Origin of the sequence: Methanobrevibacter boviskoreani JH1 (assembly GCF_000320505.1) — an archaeon.
GTDB classification, from domain to species: Archaea; Methanobacteriota; Methanobacteria; order Methanobacteriales; family Methanobacteriaceae; genus Methanarmilla; species Methanarmilla boviskoreani.
Genome location: NZ_BAGX02000042.1, coordinates 1 through 741, shown reverse-complemented (window position 1 = coordinate 741; position 741 = coordinate 1). Strand labels below are relative to the sequence as shown.

Here is a 741-nt window from a genome sequence, read left to right as displayed (position 1 = left end):
GGTTATACTCATCTTGATTAAAAATAGCTTGAATTCGGAATGTAGTAGGAAAAATAAAATTATTAAAAAGAAGATTAGATGGATGATATTCATCAGGATTAGGACAAAATCCTTTCACGGCAAGACTATTTTTACTAGTTCTTGCAGAACATTCTTTGTGACTTGTAGAACATAAATGAGTTTTATTATCATAATTTATACAGAACATATAATTCTGTGTTCTTGCAAGAAACAATAACTCCTCTACTCTATCAGAAATAACATCACGGTCTCTTTTGTCATTGTACCAACAATTTATAACAATTGTATCAGAGGTTTTCTGATAGTATACATCTTGAGTAAATAACTTGTTAGGATGATCTGAATCATATTGTGGATGATTTTCATCCAAGGGTAATTTCTCTTGTAATACATAAGGTAAATCTGAAGGTCTTCCCCCTTCAGAGTCAATTGTTATACAAGGGGTTGTGTCTAAAGGAAATTGTCTTATTACAACAGGAACATTTTCCCCAAGATGAGTTTTAACATTATCTTGAAGAATTTTGAGTATTATTTGTTGTATATTCATTTTAAGCCCCTTTTTTGTAATGCTAAATCTAAAGCTTTAGTAGTTGTTTGATTTTGTTCAAGAGCTTCAATTGCACGTAATGGGAAATTATTGGGTGCCATTTTAGAAGTACCATTAATTACATATTGCACATATTCAACATTAGGAGTTTTAATATATTTTACATGAGGATT

Annotated in this window: 1 protein-coding gene; it reads right to left on the bottom strand. The window is 30.1% G+C overall.

From position 1 onward, the window contains the following. The coding region (locus ON24_RS08820) for a hypothetical protein (protein WP_040682689.1) at positions 1–568 on the bottom strand (568 nt) is incomplete at its 3' end. Positions 569–741: the final 173 nt, after the last annotated feature.